Annotated in this window: 17 protein-coding genes and 1 pseudogene; 13 read left to right on the top strand and 5 right to left on the bottom strand. The window is 37.6% G+C overall.

Translation table 11 applies throughout. From position 1 onward, the window contains the following. Positions 1-352: 352 nt before the first annotated feature. Genes P3R27_RS05965 through P3R27_RS05950 form a run of 4 tightly spaced genes read left to right on the top strand, consistent with a single transcriptional unit; the run spans position 353 to position 3,982 of the window. Positions 353-1,303, top strand: coding sequence for an ABC transporter permease (locus tag P3R27_RS05965; RefSeq protein ID WP_126133810.1), 951 nt, complete (start codon positions 353-355; stop codon positions 1,301-1,303). Beyond that, complete coding sequence (locus P3R27_RS05960) at positions 1,296-2,255, top strand: iron chelate uptake ABC transporter family permease subunit (RefSeq protein ID WP_034689379.1); 960 nt, start codon at positions 1,296-1,298, stop codon at positions 2,253-2,255. Before P3R27_RS05965 ends, P3R27_RS05960 begins: the two co-directional genes overlap by 8 nt. After that, complete coding sequence (locus P3R27_RS05955) at positions 2,252-3,007, top strand: iron ABC transporter ATP-binding protein (protein WP_034689377.1); 756 nt, start codon at positions 2,252-2,254, stop codon at positions 3,005-3,007. The genes P3R27_RS05960 and P3R27_RS05955 overlap by 4 nt, the downstream gene beginning before the upstream one ends. A 21-nt stretch (positions 3,008-3,028) precedes the next feature. Continuing rightward, entirely contained in the window at positions 3,029-3,982 is a 954-nt protein-coding gene (locus P3R27_RS05950) for a siderophore ABC transporter substrate-binding protein (RefSeq protein ID WP_034689376.1), read from the top strand. A gap of 68 nt (positions 3,983-4,050) precedes the next feature. Here the strand turns inward: P3R27_RS05950 and P3R27_RS05945 are convergent, their stop codons facing one another. Both P3R27_RS05945 and P3R27_RS05940 read right to left on the bottom strand, forming a co-directional pair. Then, a complete protein-coding gene (locus tag P3R27_RS05945) occupies positions 4,051-4,173 on the bottom strand; it encodes a hypothetical protein (protein ID WP_268745025.1) in 123 nt (40 codons plus the stop codon). A 67-nt stretch (positions 4,174-4,240) separates the two neighbouring features. Then, on the bottom strand, positions 4,241-4,537 hold the full coding sequence (locus P3R27_RS05940; protein WP_034689375.1) for a hypothetical protein: 297 nt from the start codon (positions 4,535-4,537) through the stop codon (positions 4,241-4,243). Positions 4,538-4,756: 219 nt separating this feature from the next. On the opposite strand from P3R27_RS05940, the gene P3R27_RS05935 reads away from it, so the two are divergent. The 5 genes and pseudogenes from P3R27_RS05935 to P3R27_RS05915 form a co-directional block, all read left to right on the top strand. Next, complete coding sequence (locus P3R27_RS05935) at positions 4,757-5,335, top strand: GNAT family N-acetyltransferase (protein WP_301355217.1); 579 nt, start codon at positions 4,757-4,759, stop codon at positions 5,333-5,335. A 47-nt stretch (positions 5,336-5,382) separates the two neighbouring features. After that, positions 5,383-5,742, top strand: a complete 360-nt coding sequence (locus P3R27_RS05930) for an iron-sulfur cluster biosynthesis family protein (RefSeq protein WP_010734414.1) — start codon at positions 5,383-5,385, stop codon at positions 5,740-5,742. A gap of 18 nt (positions 5,743-5,760) precedes the next feature. After that, positions 5,761-6,657 (top strand): metallophosphoesterase, encoded by an 897-nt coding sequence (locus tag P3R27_RS05925; RefSeq protein ID WP_034689372.1) that lies wholly within the window; start codon positions 5,761-5,763, stop codon positions 6,655-6,657. Positions 6,658-6,969: 312 nt separating this feature from the next. Next, positions 6,970-7,203, top strand: coding sequence for a type II toxin-antitoxin system RelB family antitoxin (gene relB / locus P3R27_RS05920; protein ID WP_034689371.1), 234 nt, complete (start codon positions 6,970-6,972; stop codon positions 7,201-7,203). A gap of 19 nt (positions 7,204-7,222) precedes the next feature. Continuing rightward, positions 7,223-7,465, top strand: a pseudogene (locus P3R27_RS05915) (type II toxin-antitoxin system RelE family toxin); the annotation flags it as partial. Between the two features lie 409 nt (positions 7,466-7,874). On the opposite strand, the gene P3R27_RS05910 reads toward P3R27_RS05915, so the two are convergent. Next, entirely contained in the window at positions 7,875-8,609 is a 735-nt protein-coding gene (locus tag P3R27_RS05910) for an MIP/aquaporin family protein (protein ID WP_019723412.1), read from the bottom strand. Between the two features lie 433 nt (positions 8,610-9,042). Between P3R27_RS05910 and P3R27_RS05905 the strand changes: the two genes are divergently transcribed. The 4 genes from P3R27_RS05905 to P3R27_RS05890 are packed head-to-tail and all read left to right on the top strand — an operon-like array spanning position 9,043 to position 12,208. Beyond that, positions 9,043-10,572: a helix-turn-helix domain-containing protein gene (locus tag P3R27_RS05905; RefSeq protein WP_034689369.1), complete on the top strand. Its 1,530-nt coding sequence runs from the start codon at positions 9,043-9,045 to the stop codon at positions 10,570-10,572. Continuing rightward, a complete protein-coding gene (locus P3R27_RS05900) occupies positions 10,562-10,783 on the top strand; it encodes a DUF2829 domain-containing protein (protein ID WP_010734410.1) in 222 nt (73 codons plus the stop codon). The genes P3R27_RS05905 and P3R27_RS05900 overlap by 11 nt, the downstream gene beginning before the upstream one ends. After that, entirely contained in the window at positions 10,780-11,541 is a 762-nt protein-coding gene (locus tag P3R27_RS05895; RefSeq protein WP_034689367.1) for a 3-oxoacyl-ACP reductase, read from the top strand. Before P3R27_RS05900 ends, P3R27_RS05895 begins: the two co-directional genes overlap by 4 nt. Before the next feature lie 28 nt (positions 11,542-11,569). Further along, complete coding sequence (locus P3R27_RS05890; protein WP_034689365.1) at positions 11,570-12,208, top strand: DUF998 domain-containing protein; 639 nt, start codon at positions 11,570-11,572, stop codon at positions 12,206-12,208. A 128-nt stretch (positions 12,209-12,336) separates the two neighbouring features. Here the strand turns inward: P3R27_RS05890 and P3R27_RS05885 are convergent, their stop codons facing one another. Together P3R27_RS05885 and rpsD are read right to left on the bottom strand one after the other, a co-directional pair. Further along, a complete protein-coding gene (locus tag P3R27_RS05885) occupies positions 12,337-12,879 on the bottom strand; it encodes a biotin transporter BioY (protein WP_034689363.1) in 543 nt (180 codons plus the stop codon). An 879-nt stretch (positions 12,880-13,758) separates the two neighbouring features. Further along, complete coding sequence (gene rpsD / locus P3R27_RS05880) at positions 13,759-14,370, bottom strand: 30S ribosomal protein S4 (protein ID WP_010734406.1); 612 nt, start codon at positions 14,368-14,370, stop codon at positions 13,759-13,761. Between the last annotated feature and the right edge of the window lie 251 nt (positions 14,371-14,621).

Below are 14,621 nucleotides of genomic sequence, written 5' to 3'. Positions count from 1 at the left end.
ATAACATAGAGGGTGTGACTGAAGCGTTTTGATCTGAGAAGTAAGCTAGAAAATCAAAAAATTGTTTTTCATATTTTGTAATTTTCTAGCTTAGTGTTGAAGGTTAGCTTTTGGATCACGATTTAACCAGGTTGTGAGAAAGTCGTTTAGCTCTAAGCATTAAGGCAGAAATTGAGAAATAACTTCCCACATTTTTAAGGTCAGAAACAAAAAGGAATTTTATTTTTGTCCCGTACACGTACTCTCAAATTTGCATAGCTTGTTCTTATTTCATTAAAAAACGGTTGCTTTTGTTCAATGTTTCACTTAGAATAAGAATGAGAATCATTCTCAGTTAGTGAGGTAAAGGAAAATGCGCGTGGGACGCTTGATGGTTTTGTTAGTTATTTTAAGTATATGTTCGCTATTTATTGGCGTGTCTCGAGTTGAATTCATGGAGATTATCCGATTTGAAGGACAGAGTATGCAATTGTTGTTGGCGACACGTTTTCCGCGAACGATTTGTTTAGTACTGGTAGGGGCAACGAGTAGTATTTGTGGGTTGATCATGCAACATCTGACTCAAAATAAATTTGTCTCACCAACGACAGCTGGCACGATGGATAGTGCAAGATTGGGTATCTTAGTGGTGATGCTCTTTTTACCGAATGCTTCTTTGTGGATTCGTTCAGCAACTGCATTTTTATTTGCTTTTGCAGGTACGCTTTTATTTTTATCTTTTGCACGATTTTTTCCACAAAAAAATCAGTTGATGTTACCATTGATCGGCGTGATGCTAGGAAATATTATCGGGGCTGCTGCAACATTTTTCGCCTATCAGTTTCAGTTAGTACAAAACATGTCTTCATGGCTACAAGGAAATTTTGCAACAGTCATGCGGGGAAATTATGAATTACTGTATGTAACGATTCCTTTATTACTTATATTGTCTTTTTTTGCCTATCAATTTACGATCGTAGGCTTAGGTGAATCGTTCGCAGTGAATTTAGGGATGAATTATCGCAACATGCAACTATTAGGGATTGGCCTAGTTTCTTTAGCCAGTGCGATCACTTTGATCATGGTTGGGACGATTCCTTTCTTAGGAGTGATCATTCCAAATATCACAGCAAAGCTCTATGGGGATCAGGTACATAAAACATTAGGGATCACAGCCATTTTTGGTAGTATTTTTTTGCTTATCTGCGACATGATCGCTCGTCTTGTGATTTTTCCTTATGAAATCCCAGTCAGCGTCATCGTAGGTATCATAGGTGGTTTGATTTTCCTTTACTTGTTAGTAAGGGGGCGCAAGCATGGGTAAAAAGATCACTGGTCTATTTTTTATTTTGTCGCTACTCGTGATTGGCGTGACGATCGGCTATTTGACAATCAACACGTATGGTAATTGGGCTTTTGCATGGGCCTTACGAAGCAAAAAAATCATGGCGTTCATTTTAGTGGCATTTGCGACAAGCAGTGCGACCGTTAGTTTCCAAACGATTACCCAAAATCAATTTTTGACACCTTCTGTGTTAGGGCTCGATTCCCTCTATGTACTTGTTCAAACCCTCCTCTTTTTCTTGATTGGTGGGGTGACGATGCTTCAGCAAACAGGTACAGGCTTTTTCTTAGTCAACGTGGCATTGATGGTTGGCTTAAGCCAGTTATTGTTTTTCTTTTTATTGCGAAAAGAAGCACCTAACTTATTCTTATTATTGATGACGGGGATGATTTTAGGGACACTTTTCAATAGTATCAGTACGTTTTTACAAGTGGTGATGGACCCGAATGAATATGATTTGTTGCAAGGGAAGTTGTTTGCTAGCTTCGGTAATGTCCAGACTGCCTATCTCCTACCTGCTGCATTGTTGATTGGCTGTTGTTGGGTGTTCCTTTTTTATAAAAGACATTTTCTGGATGTCTTTCATCTAGGGAAGGATCAAGCAACGAACCTTGGGATTGAGACAGAGCGTTTTCAATTTTCTATTCTTTGCTGTGTCAGCTTGTTGACAGGAACAGCCACTGCTTTGGTGGGACCAATCACTTTTCTTGGATTTATTGTTGCAAACGTCAGCTATCGTTTATTTGCAACGTATCGTCATAGTGTTTTACTACTAGGAAGTTTTTTGATTGCTTTCTTGTTTTTGACTGGGGGACAACTGATCGTTGAGCAAGTGTTTGGTTGGAACACGACGCTCAGTGTGGTTGTGGAGTTCACGGGTGGTATTTACTTTATTACAAAATTGATTCGAGAAAGGAAGGAACTGGGATGATCAATTTGAATAGTGTCGAGAAGTCTTACCAAGGAAAAACGGTCGTCGAGGCCTTGCAACTGGAAATCTCGGATCAACAATTGACAGCCTTTATCGGTCCAAACGGCGCGGGAAAGTCAACCGTTCTTTCCATGATCAGTCGCTTGATTCCTAAAGATGCAGGTGAGATCTACTTGGATCATAATGAAGTAAAAGCTTGGAAGTCCAAAGAGATGGCAAAAAAACTAGCTATTTTGAAACAATCCAATGAGATCAGTATGAAAATCACAGTCGAGGAGCTTGTATCGTTCGGGCGTTTTCCTTATTCGAAAGGAAAGCTGACAACGAAAGACCATCAGATCATCGAAGAATCACTCCAGCATCTAGGATTGGAAGAACTGAAGGACCAAACGATCGACACGCTTTCTGGGGGGCAGTTGCAACGAGCGTATATTGCGATGGTTCTTGCGCAAGATACTGATTACATTTTGCTGGATGAACCACTCAATAATCTCGATATGAATTTTGCAGTACAAATCATGCAAATTTTAAAGCGCCTTGTACAAGAATTAGGAAAAACGATCATCATTGTGTTACACGATATCAATTTTGCGGCGAGTTATGCCGATGAGATCGTCGCAATGAAACAAGGAAAGTTATTTATACAAGGCAAAACGAACGATATTATTAAAAAAGAAGTACTAGATCAATTATACGAAATGGACATTCGAATCTGTGAAATCGAAGGACGCAGATTTTGTCTTTATTTCTAAAAACTACGAAGGAGCATCAAAATGAAGAAAATAGTTTTAGGATTTTTAGTCATGGCATCTTTAGGATTAGCAGCATGTGGAAATAACGAAGCACAAACGAGGGAAACAACAGCATCAAGTACTATCGCAACGGATACAATGTTGACAGTCAAAGATAGCAACGGGGAATCTGTGGAAGTGCAACAAAACCCTGAGAAAGTTGTAGTGTTCGACAATGGATCATTAGATACGCTTGATGCATTAGGTGTTGGAGACAAAGTCATAGGAGCGGCAACTAAAAATTTACCTGCTTACTTAGAAAAATATCAAGAAGTTGAATCTGCTGGAGGAATCAAAGAACCTGATTTGGAAAAAATCAATGAGATGCAACCAGATTTGATTATTATTTCAGGTCGTCAAAGTGATTATCAGGAACAGTTGAGCCAAATTGCCCCAACACTGTATTTAGCAATGGATGCAGAAAACCCATGGAAATCTATGCAAGAAAATGTGACAACATTGGCAAAGATTTTTGATAAAGAAAAAGAGGCAGAAGAAAAATTAACAGATTTAACTAAACAAATCGATGAAGTAAAAGAGAAAGCCAATGCGCTTGATCAAACTGCTTTAGTTACTTTAGTGAATGAAGGGCAACTTTCGGCATATGGTTCAGGTTCACGTTTCGGACTAGTTCATGATTTATTTGGCTTTAAACAAGCTGATGATCGAATCGAAGCGTCTACACATGGTCAAAGTGTTTCTTATGAATATGTTTTAGAGAAGAACCCAGGGATTTTATTTGTGATTGATCGTACCCAAGCAATTGGTGGAGATACAAGCAACGATAATGTAGCTGCAAATGAATTAGTAGCACAAACAGATGCCGGTAAAAATGATCAAGTAATTTCATTGCAATCAGATGTATGGTATTTGAGCGGTGGTGGACTTGAATCAATGAACTTGATGATTGAAGACGTCAAGCAAGCGCTAAAATAATTTTTCAATGAATATACAAGAAATGAACGAGTGCCTATCAACTAGATAAGTACTCGTTCATTTCTTATTCAATGGGTGATTGTTTGATCATTAGGAAAATCTAGTGTAAGGGTAAATTCATTATCGACTTCATAAGGATCGATTCGTGGGGTAGGGTCATGGAACAAGTGAGCAAGCCATTGTCGGAACATAAGATCGCCTCCTTTGATTTGACAAAAGGATACAAGGCGAACCTTAGAAAAAGCTTAAAGTATAGAATCAAGCGTGTGTTTCGGCTAATGTTTGATAATTGACGATTTTGACTTGACGATAAAAGTCAGCTGGTAGTTTTGACCAACGTTTCAAAAGTTGATAAAAATAACTATCTTCCGCTTTGATTTTGTACTCACTTAAGATCAATCCGAAGTAGTTTGGTTTTTTCTTTGCTAATTTGTGATAGATCGATAATGCTTTTTCTTTGTCTTCATCAACAAATAATGTTTTAACTTCAATATAAGATCCTTCGATGTTCTGTGTTTCTTCAATAAAGTAAATGCTTTTTATATACTCTGTCATAAGTAAGACCTCCAGCGCTTGTTTAGTTGTTAAGATAACAATAGCTAAAATTTGTTACTAAATCGTGAACAAAAAATTATTCTTTTTCAGTGATTATTTAAGTTTTTTCGTTTTTCTATAGTTGATCTGTTATTTTAAGGAGATATTAAGTTTTGTCTTGCTTCTTTCCGTGAATTTCGATACAGTAATTTAAACTAAAGGAAAAGGTAGGGGAGGCACATGGAATTATTGATCAATCGAAACTTAGTGTTTGCAGAAAATCGTGTCATAGAAACGGAACGTCTGATTTTAAGGCCAATCACATTGGAAGACGTAGAAGACATATTTGAATATGCCCATGATGTAGAAACGACCCGCTTTGTTTTCCCTCGACATCAGTCGATCGAAGATACAAAAATCAGTGTTGCGAATTTTTTTATGGCATCACCGCTTGGAAAATATGCTATTGAATGGAAAGAAAACCGCAAGATGATTGGTACGATTGATTTGCGGATACAAGAAGGATATGATACGGCTGAATTAGGTTACGCTTTAAATAAAAAGTATTGGGGACAAGGAATCATGCCGGAAGCTGGAAAAGCGCTTCTGAAATTGGGCTTTGAAAAAATGGATCTCGTAAGGATCTTTGCTTATCATAATACAAAAAATAGTAAATCGGGACGAGTGATGGACAAGTTAGGAATGAGAGAAGAAGCTATGATTCCTGATGCAAAACGAGAAAAAGGAGAAATCATTTCAATCGTTCTTAAAGGAATTACCAAAAAAGCTTGGTTGGAAGGTCACCCAAAAACAAGTTAGTTGCAACTTCGTACAAAAATCATTAAGCTAAAATTGAGGTGATTAAGATGGAATTTATCGTATCAAAAGAAGCGGAAGAACTGCTTCGTGGAAAAGTGAATGACAATGAACAATTATTGCTAGATGTTGAAGACGGAGATGGACCATTTGCGAATAGCCGGATCACTTGCCAAATCGATACTTCTTTTCGTCTGATTATTGTAGAAAAAGAAACATCGGCAGATCTAAGCTTATATTCTGAAGTAGTCGATACCCAAATGGGACCAATCAAAATCAAGAAAAGCGCACTTGTTTATTTGGATAACCCGACAACGTTAGCAGTAGAACCAACTTACAAGAGTCTGCAACTGAAAGGACCAGGGGGAATCATCAAAAATAACCTCCAAATCGTCACATCAACTATCTAAGATTTAGAAGGAAAAAGAATGGGAAATTTAGCAATCATTAGTGACTTACATGTGGACATCAATCAATTTGGCGAAGCTGAATTAATGCTCTTATGGGAAGTCTTACAACAAAAAAAGATTACTCGACTTCATCTGGCTGGGGATACCGCCAATAAAGTCGATCGCTGTGTCGCAGTTGTTGGCTTTTTTGCTGAGCGGCTACCAACGACTTTCCATTTTGGCAATCATGAGTTAGCTGATGTTACTGGCGAAGCAATGATCAGTCATTTTCCAGACGTCCATTTTTTGAATGAGCGCTATATTCCATTAAATGAGAAAACTGTGTTATTAGGCATCAATGGTTGGTATGATTACCAATTCTCAGAAGAAAAAGACGTGAGGAAAATCGTGCGGATGAAGCGTTTGTACTGGTATGACCGCTTGATTGAGCGAGATGGAACGGATCTAGAAGTGAATGATCGAGTATTGGAAGCAACACGATCATTATTGGATACTCTACACAAAAAGAAATTGAACGTGATTTTATCAACACATTTTGTTCCAAAACAAGAATTCATTGTTTACCAAAACGCGCCTTATGAACGTTGGAACCAACTCAATGCGTTCTTAGGTTCAGCTTCATTTGGAAAACTACTCGATCAATACGATAATCTTCAACAAGTCGTCTTTGGGCATACGCATCGACGGTTTGAGGATAAAGTACTCCAAGGGACGACCTATAGTTGTCGACCATTTGGCTATTATTACGAATGGCAATTAACACGAGATTTTATCGATGAATATCAATTGATTGATCGCTACAATCCAATGAAATTACGCGTATTATTACGAACACATCGTCCAGAATTTAAAGAATACCAGTTACAACATTTAAAAAAAGAGTTTGAACAAGCAGTAACAGTGATTGCTTACTGAAAATTTGAAGACCACCAAGTATCGATTTAGATGACACTTGGTGGTCTTTTATGTATTTTTTGGTTTTACTTCATCAATCATCCCCATTCATTTTTGATCTCCGCTACTTTATTCCGTCAATCCTACTCGGCAACTTCATCGATCATGTAATCTAATGCTACATCAGATAATAAGCTAGCAATTTCTTTTTTCAATTCACTTGTCTAAATTGATACTTAATCGTTCATTTGTCTTATTTGTGTCCATAATGATTCAATTCTCTCTTTGATTTACAAACTACGACCCTATCCTACCCTTATTTAAGGGGATATTATGGTAACAATTACAGTTCGTGTGACAGAAGATGAGAAAAAATTTTTGGATGAAATGGCTAAATTTGAAGGAAAAAGTCTCTCTGCATTACTTAAAACAACAATATTAAATGTTTTAGAAGATGCGTATGATGCAAAGATAGGAGATTTAGCCTATGAAGAGTATTTGAAAGATAAAAAATCAAATGATTTATCTGTTCTTTTAGAGGAGTATGAGATAGGTGTAAAAAAATGAGCTACTTGTAAGAACAACGCCTACCTTCGATAGACAAATAAGAAAACTAGACAAATTCGAAGCAACAACTATTTTAAGATGGTTACATAAACAGAACGAAGGCACAAAAAATCCTGGATATTCAGGTAAGCCACTTGTGGGGAACTACACAGTTAAATGGCGCTACAGAATAGGAAATTATCGCGTCATTGCAAAGATTGATGATGAAAAGTTGATTGTTTTAACATTAGAAGTAGGACATAGAAAAAATATATATCTATAGTAGAATCTGCTCCGAAGTGAACGGTTATACACTTCGGTTTTTTGTATTCAAATATGTTTTAAAAGTCAAATCAAAAAGCACCTTATTCAAAAAGGAATGAGGTGCTTTTGTATTGATTTATCTACCCGAGATTTTATTCTTATTTTTGATAATGATAAAACTTATCACGCCAATCACGAAGAGTACCAAGCCAAAAAGTAAAGTATGAGTGATGCCGATTGGATAAGGTGCTACCTGTACTTGATTAAAAACAAGTATTGAAAGATATCCGATAAATATAGAAATTGGCATAAAGATGATTCAAAGGATATTAAGCCAATCAGAGGATGATTTTAGCTTTGAAATCAATAAAAACGGAAATCTAAGGAATTGCTTCCAAAGATTCCCGTTTTTATAGTACTCATTAATTTTATGCCATAAATAATGCTTTGTAGACAAATACTGCTACAACACCGGCACAAATTGGTGCAACGACTGGAACCCAAGCGTAATCCCATTGTGAAGAACCTTTGTGCTTCAATGGTAAAAGTGCATGGACCAAACGAGGTGCAAAGTCACGTGCTGGGTTCAATCCAGGACCTGTAGGGCCTCCTAGTGAAGCGACCAATGTCCAAACTAAGAAACCAAGAGCTAAGTGAGCTGTTCCTAAGTTATCTTGGAAGAAAGGTGCTTTTGTGATACCTAATGCGCCAAAGAATAAAACGAATGAACCGAAGAATTCGTTGACGAAACCATTGAACTTAGAACCAACACTGTTGATCGTTGAGAAAGTTCCTAAGACATGGTTTACATCTTCAGTTTGATCATAGTAAGGTTTATAACAAGCGACCACGATCAATTGTCCTAGAGCTGCTCCAAGTAATTGTGCAACGATATAAGGTACGACTTCTGCCCAAGGGAATAAACCATTCGAGGCTAAGGCGATCGTAAATGCCGGATTGATATGATTTCCGCTAATGCCACCAAAAATCATTGCTGGCATCATAACGCCAAAACCATAACCAACAGCAATCAGCATCCAGTCACTGCCATATCCTTTTGTTCCTTTTAAATCTACATTTGCGACAGCACCATTACCTAAAACAATCAATAATGCTGTACCAAGTAGTTCCGCCGCTAGACGGGTCATAAGTGAATAATCCATAATACCCTCCATAATTTTATTGAAATATAAAAAAGAAACAACAACACAGCGGGTGAAGTGTTCCGTAAGAGGTGTGCTTCTGTTGTCGTGATAAGTGCAAAATAAAAAACGACTTCTTTATAGAAAGAAATCCGAGCAACAGTCGACACATTGATAAAACCCTATGACACAAAACACCAACCCTAACTATAAATATATCAAAAATAAATAGTGGATTTTATCAAATATTGTCGCTATCAACAAACATTTTTTGAAAATTTCAGAAAAAATGAAACTGAAATGGAACGAATAATCGCACTATGTACTGTGAGTGAATCGTCTACAAAAAGAAGGGAATTACTTTAATTGAATGCCTCATTAGCTTGCCTGTTTTGGTGTTTCAATAAGGATTATATGCTACAATGAGGAAAATAGTCGATAAGGGGTGAAGTCGTTGTATTTGTCTTCTGAGTACTTAAAACGTTTTGACAAAGACTTATATTACAAAGTGCTCTTACTCGAAAGCTTTGAGGATCAGGTCGGGCACACAGCGGCACAACTTGCACAAAAGGTTCAACTAGACGCAAGAAGTGTAACCAGATATTTAGTTGAATTGATCAAAAATTATCAATTATTCAGTGGAAAAGAGCAATCTTTATTTACGAAGAATCATCGATCGGGTTATCATTTTTATGATTTTCTGGATCCTATTGAACGTGAACGCTTTTTGATTTACCTCGTGCAAAGTACGCTTAAATACCAGCTATTGCACGACATTTTTTTTGAAGAATTTCATACGCTCTATCAATTCTCACAAAAGCATTATATCAGTGAGTCAACTGCTCATCGGAAAATCAATGATTGGAAAGAACAATTTTCGAGGTATGGTATCCAACTCAAAAGAGGAAGCTATATTGCGTGTGGAGAAGAAGAAATTATTCGATTATACCTACATATGACTTTTTGGCAGTTATTTCGTGGCAAAGTTTGGCCTTTCGAAACTATTCCACAACAGGACGTCAAACAAATTGCTGACCAGATTTTAAAGTTTTTTGATATTCGGTTGAATGAGATCAAGAAACGGCGATTAGAGTATATGCTAGGTGCATTTTTCTTACGTAAATCCCAAAAACATTTTGTGGTTTTAAATAATAAAAAACGACAGTTGATTGAAAAAAATCCACTCTTTGAAGCATTTAGTCAGTGGATGGCGCCTTTTTTTCCAAACTATTTCCAAGGAAAAGAAGAATTAGGTGCACTATTTTTAGTGCTGATGACCAGAGAAGAATATTATCAATCGTCAGGCATCCGTCAGCAGATTTTTGCTTTTCACCGAAAACAACAAACAGCGCCTTTTATAGCTCTATTAGAAATGAAGAATGCGTTAGCAGCATACTGTGAAGAAAAGCAGTTGGCAGAGGAATCATTCACCAAAGAAGCAGAGAACTATTTGCTTAGTAGTCACCTGTTCGCGTACTTGTTTCCTCATGCGAAGGAAATGGTTGATGGGGAAGGTAGCAATTTTTCTAGACACTTCATTAGTGAAAATGAGTCATTGAAACAATGGTTGTTGGATTTTTTCAATCGAGCGACACAACGTGCAGACGAGTGGGTCTATGAGAATGCGACATTCTTGATGCGAAGGTATCTAACCGTGTTAAAAACGATGCGTGTTTTTGATCGACAATTACCAAAAGTCACTATTTTACTGATGACGGACTTTCCTCTTTTTGAAGAAGAATTACTAAAAGATAACCTAAGGCACTTTTTCAGAGAGGAGTATCAGTTGTACTTTTTACCAGCGGATTATCGAGGAAGAGAGGTCGATCTACTACTATCTACAAGCAAGATCCATCGCAAACCTTGGGCGGATCTAGACTATTTCATCGTCACAGATGAACTTGAACTCTCGGATTATATCCGTTTATTTGATAAAATCAAAGAAATCCAAATAAAGAAAGAGAGAAAAAATCATGACATTTGAAGAAGTATTGCCACAGTTAAAAACAGGTGCAAAGGTTATTAGAAAAGGTTGGAGTGGATTTGAATTGTATGTTGTTCTAGTATCCGATGATGAATTTGATGGTTGTCCAGTAACGCCTTATTTTCTGATCAAAACGAGCGACGAAGGATTTTCTAGCTTTGCGCCAACCGTTTGCGATATTCTGGCAGAAGATTGGATGATCGTTGAATGACGAATCATTATCCGGACTTAGCGAATCAAGTCGTCTTTGTGACAGGCGCCGCTCAAGGAATCGGTGCTGCACAAGCAGAAGCTTTTTTAAATCAAGGAGCGAAAGTATTTGGTGTGGATCTGAAATTAGGTAAGATGGAAGAACTAGCCATAAAATACCCTACGCATTTTATCTCATTTCTCGGTGATATTTCACAAAAAGAAGTGATTGAACAAGCGGTCACTACGTGTCATGAAAGAGCTGGTGCTATTTCTATCTTATTGAATACCGCAGGGATTCTTGATGGCTACAAGCCTTTATTAGAAACAGACGAAACACTTTGGGATCGGATCTATGAGGTCAACGTAAAAAGCCTCTTTCGATTAACAAAACAAGTGTTGCCTGATATGCTCGAAAAGCAAACGGGAACGATCATCAATATGGCTTCCATTGCAGGTATGGTGGCTGGCGGTGGTGGAATCGCGTATACGAGCGCCAAACACGCAATCATCGGCTTCACGAAACAGTTAGCTCTTGATTATGCTGCGCAAGGGATACGTGTAAAAGCCATCGCACCAGGTGCCATCCAAACACCGATGAATGCAGCTGATTTTGCAGGTGACGGAGAGATGGCCAAATGGGTCGCAGAAGAAACGCCTGTTAAGCGTTGGGCACAGCCGGAAGAAGTGGCAGAATTGACGTTATTTCTTGCGACGCCTCAAGCGAGTTATATCCATGGAGCAATCGTTCCAATCGATGGTGGATGGTTGCTTAAATAGCTGAAAGAAAAATAAGTGGGGGAAACGTATGAAAGTGATCGATTGGTTGATGCCTCTTGGAATGGTTAGTGCAGTTGCTTATTTTGTACATGTGTTTCTTGGGCAATACCTTTGGGGATCATATGATCCAATCACGACAGACATCAGTTCTTTAACCGCCGTTGGTGCGCCAAATACGAATTTATTGAATATGATCTTGCTTATCTATGGCATAGGCTTTTTACTGTTTGTCATTGGAATGGTCGTGAAAGCCTTTGAAAAGTATCATGGGATGACTCGAATCGGTTATCTGATCTTTCTTGCAATGGCAATCACCACAGTGGTAGGCTATAAACTATTTCCATTGACAGGCGATAAGGTGGATATGAATTACCAAAATATGATGCATATCGTTGTGACGATCCTTGTTGTATTTACTACTATATCTTCTTTATTCCTTATTGGGTTTGGTTATCTTAAACAAGAAAAACTACGTACGTTAGGAAAAATATGTATTGCAACCGCCATATTGATCACTTTCTTTGGCGCATTGAATCCAATTGGAATGGCACAAGAATGGCATATTTTAGGGTTGACGGAGCGAATGGCGATCTTTCCACTGCAAGCCTTTGTTTTCTTTCTGTCCTTCATCTATACGACGAATAATAAGCTGATAGTGAAAAAATGAAATGGTATAGCTAGATGATGATAGAAGTGTCTGGCTATGAGAATAAGCGATATTCGCCAAAAAGTAGTTGCTCTATTTGGCGGATATCGCTTATTTTTAAAGTCTGTCTTTTTTATCCTATTAATTTTTTAAACTAATTTTTGAATGTTGAATCGTAATCTTTTTCTTAAAGTAGTGCCAGCACAAGCCGCTCCAGTACTTTTGATCAACTCTGGCAACAAGAAGGGGAAGAACCCACTCAATAGAGCAGTTTGAACAGGCAAATGACTACTAAACGATAACCAAAGAGTTCCTACAGCTAAAGCAAGAAGAGAGCCGAATAGATTGGCACACCAAGCATGGAAAAAGCGAGAATTGGTCTTCTCAATCCACCAACCAATGACGAAAGACTGAAGAATAAAACCAAAAAGGTAGCCACCTGTTGGTCCAAATAAGATGCCCATTCCCCCAGTCATGCCAGAAAAGACGGGAAGTCCGATCAAGCCTAATAAGAGGTACAGACAAATTGCGAGAGTACCAGCACGTTTCCCAAGAAAAGTGGCGGTCAAGCCAATCGCAAAAGTCTGACCAGTAAGTGGAATCAATCCTAATGGAATAACAAATTGTGAAAGAATTGCAATGATTGCGGCAAATTCGGCAACGAGTATAAGTTCTTTTAATGATTTTGTCATCCGTTCTCCTTATGTTAACCTTTTTTATTTTTATGGTTAACGAAATTATAGAGGAAGAGAAAATAAATGTAAAGTCTCTTTATGGTATATTTTGAAAAAGCACATAAGAAGTAAGCGTACAAAAAAAATTTCCAAATGTGAGAAAAAGTATGAATAGCAAGTGTTTTGATACGTGATATAATTTTTATATAACATAATCAACTATATTTAAGCACATAGAAAAATGAGGATGATCATTCATGATCTTTCTACAGATAGGTGCCCAACCTAGTCAATGAACTGGTTTGTTGCTTGAAAAGGCCAGTGAACATTCATCGTTTTGCCATGGGTAACAAAAAGCTGTTTGACGAATGAATGTGCCAATAATCAACAACTGTGAAAGTGAGAAGTTAATATGTCTATCCACCATTGATAAAGGAAGAAATTAAGCAGTTGCTTGCTTAGAGGAAACATTTCATTGAAAAAGCAATGATGCAAGACAGTTTATGAATTTTGAAGCATCACACTGTAGAGGACATGTTCTTTTCCTCATCTAAACCAATTGGGAAGTGGCAGTTAAAAGCTGTATCTTCAGAGAACAATTGAGAATATCAAAAACTTCGCTGTTTTATCACCCAAGTAGCGAATACAAATTGATTTCTCTTGCTATTGTTCGAGTCATGGATGCACCTGAACCTGCTAAAGCCAACATAAAAAGATAGCACTCGACTCAACGCAATACGTATGTTTTTTTGAGTTCTATCTTTTTATGTATGTCCGAGCGAAGAAAAGACACGGGGACATTATTTCTTATTACTTAGATCTATCCATCTTTTTCACAATCTAAAAAAACCAGCTATCCAAAAGATAGCCGGCTTTTTTGTACCAAAGTTTGTTGAATTATAGGCTTTGGTTGTAGTATTCAACGACAAGTGCTTCGTCGATTTCTGGGTACAATTCGTCACGTTCTGGTAAACGAGTCAATGAACCTTCTAATTTTTCAGCATCAAAGCTTACGAATGCTGGACGTCCAACAGTTGCTTCAACTGCTTCTTTTACAGTTGAGATGTTTTGTGATTTTTCACGAACTGAAATCACTTGACCAACTGCAACGTGGTATGAAGGGATATCAACACGTTTGCCATCAACCATGATATGACCATGGTTAACTAATTGACGTGCTTGACGACGAGTAGTTGCAAGACCTAGACGATAAACAACATTGTCTAAACGTTGTTCTAGTAAGATCATGAAGTTAACCCCGTGTTTACCTTCTTTGATTTTGCTTGCTTTAACGAACAAGTTACGGAATTGACGTTCGTTCATACCGTACATATGACGTAATTTTTGTTTTTCAGTTAATTGCATACCGTATTCTGATTGTTTGCCACGGCTGTTTGGTCCATGTTGACCTGGAGCGTAAGGGCGACGTGCTAATTCTTTTCCTGTGCCAGATAATGAAATACCTAGGCGACGAGAAATTTTCCATGATGGTCCTGTATAACGAGACATTAAAATTTCCTCCAATAGATAACTATATTTTTTGGAGTAAAATAATCCGTTAAAAAATTCATAATCGTATAGTTTGTTCTTCAATCTTCACCTTTGCAGCCGCGGTTACGCAATTGAACCCGAAGCGGGGCAACAAACTAGGGACGAGTTATTATTTTTCTGCTGCATTATTTTACACGAATTACAGTATAAGCGATATGACCTATCAATGTCAAGAGAATAAGTAGCAAAAAAGCTTTACAAACCCCAGT

Origin of the sequence: Enterococcus spodopteracolus (assembly GCF_030441955.1) — a bacterium.
GTDB classification, from domain to species: domain Bacteria; phylum Bacillota; class Bacilli; order Lactobacillales; family Enterococcaceae; genus Enterococcus_B; species Enterococcus_B spodopteracolus.
This window is presented reverse-complemented; position numbering and strand designations above follow the sequence as displayed.